Below are 4937 nucleotides of genomic sequence, written 5' to 3'. Positions count from 1 at the left end.
ACGAGTTCCTCKCTGGTCTCCGCGGGCTCGGGCTTCCAGTTCGTCGAGGGCGGCGACGGCGGTGGCCGCTGCCCGGGGGTCAGCCTGCGGGAGGCCGCTCGCTGCGAACTCGTCCTCGTCGAGCCGTCGTACGTCCGTGCCGTCGGCGGAGCGCCACAGGTCCAGGTCGAGGTCCTCGACCACCAGCTCCGTACCGGTGAGCACGGCCGGGCGGGTGATGTCGCAGTAGTGGCCCTTGAGGGTGCCCCCGGCGGTGCGCACCTCCTTCACGGAGTACCACCGGTCGCGCCAGTAGTACTCGGTGAAGACGTCACCGGGTTCGAAGCGGACGAAGCCGAAGTCGCGGGTGCCGTCGCCCGCCCAGGGAGCGCGCACGGTGACGCGGGTGCCGTCGTCGGAGAGGAGGTCGGCGGGGTAGCGGATCTTGGTGCGGCCCGCCTTGACGAGGACGACCTCGACGCGTGCGGGGCCCTCAGGCGAGTTCGCGGACATGGCGTACCTCCGTTGCGCAGATCTCGTAGCCGAACCATTTGTTGATCGCGATCATCGGTTCGTTCCCGGTGTCGTTGCCCGTGAAGGCCTCCGTGCACCCGGCGGCGCGGGCGCGGTGCAGGGAGGCGTTCTTGGCGAGTTTGGCCAGGCCCCGGCCGCGGTGGGCGCGGGCGGTACCGGTCATGGCGGTGCTGTAGCGGCCGGCGCCGTCGGTGTAGGCCGCGGTGAAGGCGGCGGGGGTGCCGTCGACCACCGAGACCGTGGTCAGGGCGAGGTCGAGCAGCGGGTGCCGCCAGGTCGCCTCGAGCCATGCCTCGTAGTCGGCGAACTCGGTGTCGATGTCGCTCGGTTCGTCCGACGAGGCCTCCGCGTCCAGGACGAACAGCGGGCGCGGGTCGTCGGCGAAGTCTGCGCCGGTGCGCAGTTCGACGCCGGACGGCGGATCCTGGAGCGGCGGCAGGGTGCCGCCGGCCAGGTCCAGCCGCAGGAAGTACGCGGACCGGCTGGCCCGGTAGCCGCGCCGCCCGGCGAACGCGCGGTTGTCCGGCGCGTCCATGACCCAGGTGTAGACCTTGTGGGCGCCGAGGGCGGCCAGGCGCTCCTCGGCGGCGCGCAGCAGCAGCGACCCGGCGCCGCGCCGGGTCCTGTCCGCCCGTACGTAGACGTTGGCGGAGCCCTGACCGGGCTCCGGACTGTCGTGGGCGAGGCTGAGCTGGACGGTGCCGATGATCTCCCCGTCCTCCTCGGCGACGAGCTGCCCGAAGTGGGCGTCGGGGTGGGAGTGCCGCAGATGGTGCAGCACGGACTCGGGGGTGGACAGCATGAAGGGGACGGCGAGCCTGCGGACGTGGGAGAACCCCTCGACGTCGGCTGGGACTTCGGGGCGCAGGTCGCGCACGAGGATGGCCATGGGGGCGCACGTTACGTGGGGACGCGCTGGGACTGCCTCTCATTTTCCGCCGGGTGCGGGACAATCGGGCCGTGACCCTGAAGATCCATATCGACGACAGCGCGCCCCCGTACGAGCAGGTGCGGGCGCGGATCTCCGAGCAGGCACGGTCGGGAGCCCTGCCGGTGGGCTACCGGCTGCCGACGGTGCGGGGCCTGGCCGAGACGCTCGGCCTCGCCGTGAACACGGTGGCCAAGGCCTACCGTGCGCTGGAGGCGGACGGGGTGATCGAGACCCGCGGCCGCAACGGCACGTTCGTCGCCGCCGCGGGTTCGGCCGCGGAGCGGGAGACGGCGTCGGCGGCCCAGGCCTACGCGGAGCGGGTGCGGCGGCTCGGGCTGAGCGAGGAAGCGGCCCTGGCCGCCGTACGGGACGCGCTGCGGGCGGCTTACGGGGGGTGAACCGCGGGCGGCTACAAGTACAGCCCTGCCTCCGCCTTCCCGCGCGGTTCCGGCAGTGCCGTCGGGGAGGTGCCCCGGCGCAGGGCGTACAGCTCGGCCAGGGTGGCGCCCTCGCGGCCGACGCCGTCCTCGTGGCCCAGCCAGTTCACCGCCTCCGTCCGGGTCAGCGGCCCCACCTCGATGCGGGCGAGGCAGCGGCCGGGACGGACGACGGCCGGATGGAGGCGCTCCAGGTCCTCGTTGGTGGTGACGCCGACCAGGACGTTGCGGCCCTGGCCGAGCAGGCCGTCGGTGAGGTTGAGCAGCCGGGACAGGGCCTGTCCCGCGGTGTGCTTGGCCTCGCCGCGGATCAGTTCGTCGCAGTCCTCCAGCAACAGCAGCCGCCAGCGCCCCTTGCCCGCCGCGTCCTCCTCGCCGATGGCGATGTCCATCAGGTAGCCGACGTCGGAGAAGAGCCGCTCGGGGTCCAGGACGCAGTCCACCTGGCACCAGTCCCGCCAGGAACGGGCGAGGGTGCGCAGCGCGGACGTCTTGCCGGTGCCCGGCGGGCCGTGCAGCAGGAGCAGCCGGCCCGCGATGCCCTCGGGCGTGGTCTTCATCAGGCGGTCCATCGCGTGGGCCACCGGCGCGGTGTAGTTGGGCCGGATCTCGTCCCAGGTGCCCGCGGAGATCTGCCGTGTGGTGCGGTGCGGACCACGGCGCGGGGAGACGTACCAGAAGCCCATGGGCACGTTCTCCGGCTGCGGTTCCGGTTCGTCCGCCGCACCGTCCGTCGCCTCGTCCAGGATCTTCGCCGCGAGTTCGGCGGTGGTCGCGGTGACGGTGACGTCGGCGCCCCGGTTCCAGCGGGAGACCAGCAGCGTCCAGCCGTCGCCCTCGGCCAGGGTGGCGCTCCGGTCGTCGTCCCGGGCGACCCGCAGCACCTCGGCGCCGGTGGGCAGCAGGGTCGCGGCGGAGCGCACCCGGTCGATGGTGGCCGCGTGCGAGAACGGCTGCTCGCCCGTTGCGAAGCGGCCGAGGAACAGCGCGTCGACGACGTCGGACGGGGAGTCGCTGTCGTCGACGTTGAGCCGGATCGGCAGGGCGTCGCACGGGTCTGCAGGCATGCCGCCATGATCGGTCACCCGGGCGCCCCGCGCACCCGGTTTCCGTGGGCGCGCGGGGTCACTCGGGTGGCCCGGGGCAGCGGCCGGTCCGGTCGTGCCGGACGGCGTCACCGCCGGCCGGGCGCCGCCAGCCGCCGCGCGTGCCGCGCCCGGCGGACCACCGCGTACCCCTTGGTCAGGGCCCGGTCCCGGACGAACACGCGGCTGAGGGCGCGGCCTTCCACCAGCCGTTCGAACTCGGCGGTGTCCGTCGACCGGCGCACGGTGACGCGCCGCAGCGCGTACGGCCCCTGGGCCCGGCGGGCGAGACCGTTGCCGACGGCGAGCGCCTGCGCGTACCCCGTCTCCCGCACCGCCTCCCGCACCCGGCGGCTGGAGTAGCCGTAGGGATAGGCGAACGAGGCGGGCGCGCGGCCCAGTCGGTCCGAGACGATCTCCTTGCAGAGGATCAGTTCGGAGCGCAGCCGCCGGTCGTCGAGCTGGTCGAGCTGCGGGTGGCTGTGGCTGTGGCCGCCGATCTCCACACCCGCGTCGGCCAGTTCGCGCACCTGGTCCCAGTCCAGCATGGTGTCCAGGCCGCCACCGGTGTCGTGCGGCCCCCGGAGCCAGCCCGTGGAGACGAACAGGGTGGCCGGGAAGCCGTGCCGGGCGAGCACGGGCAGGGCGTGCCGGTGCACGCCCTCGTAGCCGTCGTCGAACGTGACGAGCACCGGCCGCTCGGGCAGCGGGCGTCCCGTGCGCCAGCAGGCGGCCAGTTCCGCCGTGTCGACGGGGGTGAGGCCCCGCTCGGCGATCACCGCCATCTGCTCGGCGAACGCCTGCGGGGTCACGGACAGCGCGCGGGTGGCGTCGTTGGGCTCGGCGGCCACCGAGTGGTACATGAGGATCGGAACGCGTTCGTCAGTCACGTCGGCCATGGGCGTCTCCTTGCTCCTCGCCCGGGCGCACCCCGGCACGGCGGGCCTCGCCGCCGACGTCCACCACGGAGAACGTGACCCCGCCCCGCCGGGCCCGCACGCTCCCCACCACGTATCCGCCCGCCGCCGTGAGCACCCCGGCGACGATCGCGCCCGCGCGTCCCGCGCCACCCGGCCGGGCCAGCAGGGCGTCGCGCAACCCCCGTACCACCCCGGCCGGCAGGACACGCGTGGTGTACCGGCGTTCCGACTCCAGCCCCTTCCCGGCGCCGACGCTCCGCGCCACCAGCGCCTTGGACAGCCCCTCGGCGTAGGTGCGGGTGCGGAAGTAGCGGAAGTGCTCGCGGGCCTGGGGCACCCGGTGGTGGATCACCGCGCGGTCGTCGATCAGCAGGACCGCGTCGGGCCGGGCACGGCTGAGGCGGATGCACAGCTCCGTCTCCTCCCCGCCCAGCGGGCGCTTGTCGCCGTCCCGCCCGATACCGGTGGCGAAGCCGCCCGCGGCGTCGAAGGCGCTGCGCCGGAAGGAGGCGTTGCCGCCGAGGACGTTGCGCACCCGCACCCGCCCGCGCGGCAGCCCCCGGTACGTGCAGCCCACCACCCAGTCGAACTCCTCGGGGAACCAGCCGGGACGCCGGCCCGACGCCCAGACGGGCTCGGTGCGCCCGCCGACCGCCATCACCCGCGGATCGGCGTAGCCCTCGGCGAAGTGGCTGAGCCAGTCGCGTTCGGCCACGGCGTCGTCGTCGAGGAAGGCGACGATCTCACCGCGCGAGGCGGCGATGCCGGTGTTGCGGCCGGCGGACAGGCCGCGGGGGCCCGCGTTGGCGAGCACCCGCACGTCGTCGGTGTCCTGGTACTCCTCGACCAGACGGTCCAGCAGAACCTGGTTGTGGTCCACGACCAGCAGGGTCTCCAGGGCCGGCCGGGACTGCGCCCGCACCGAGGCGACCGCCGCGAGGACGTCCTCCCAGCGGTCCTCGGTGTAGGCGCAGATCACGACCGAGATGCCGGTGTCACCACAGCCGCCGGCGGCACCGGGGATGCCGGGGATGCCGGGGTCGCTCAAGAG

The 4937-nt window shown here is 74.2% G+C and carries 6 protein-coding genes; 1 reads left to right on the top strand and 5 read right to left on the bottom strand.

Annotated features, from left to right (window positions below):
• Positions 1-492: DUF402 domain-containing protein (locus tag DIZ27_RS44470; protein WP_109383920.1), on the bottom strand; the 492-nt coding region annotated here is incomplete at its 3' end.
• Entirely contained in the window at positions 473-1402 is a 930-nt protein-coding gene (locus tag DIZ27_RS44465; RefSeq protein ID WP_109383919.1) for a GNAT family N-acetyltransferase, read from the bottom strand. The genes DIZ27_RS44465 and DIZ27_RS44470, both read right to left, overlap by 20 nt.
• Positions 1403-1473: 71 nt before the next feature.
• On the opposite strand from DIZ27_RS44465, the gene DIZ27_RS44460 reads away from it, so the two are divergent.
• Positions 1474-1842, top strand: coding sequence for a GntR family transcriptional regulator (locus tag DIZ27_RS44460; RefSeq protein WP_181384037.1), 369 nt, complete (start codon positions 1474-1476; stop codon positions 1840-1842).
• Positions 1843-1853: 11 nt separating this feature from the next.
• Here DIZ27_RS44460 and DIZ27_RS44455 read toward each other — a convergent pair whose 3' ends face one another.
• From DIZ27_RS44455 to DIZ27_RS44445, 3 genes are all read right to left on the bottom strand, one after another.
• Positions 1854-2948, bottom strand: a complete 1095-nt coding sequence (locus DIZ27_RS44455) for a DUF5925 domain-containing protein (RefSeq protein ID WP_109383923.1) — start codon at positions 2946-2948, stop codon at positions 1854-1856.
• 107 nt (positions 2949-3055) lie between these two features.
• Complete coding sequence (locus tag DIZ27_RS44450) at positions 3056-3865, bottom strand: polysaccharide deacetylase family protein (RefSeq protein WP_109383922.1); 810 nt, start codon at positions 3863-3865, stop codon at positions 3056-3058.
• Positions 3849-4865, bottom strand: a complete 1017-nt coding sequence (locus DIZ27_RS44445; RefSeq protein WP_109383921.1) for a glycosyltransferase family 2 protein — start codon at positions 4863-4865, stop codon at positions 3849-3851. Before DIZ27_RS44445 ends, DIZ27_RS44450 begins: the two co-directional genes overlap by 17 nt.
• Positions 4866-4937 lie beyond the last annotated feature (72 nt).

Source organism: Streptomyces sp. NWU339, from assembly GCF_003143855.1.
Classification (GTDB): Bacteria; Actinomycetota; Actinomycetes; order Streptomycetales; family Streptomycetaceae; genus Streptomyces.
Note: the sequence above shows the minus strand (reverse complement) of the source record. Positions and strands in the feature narration are given on the sequence as shown.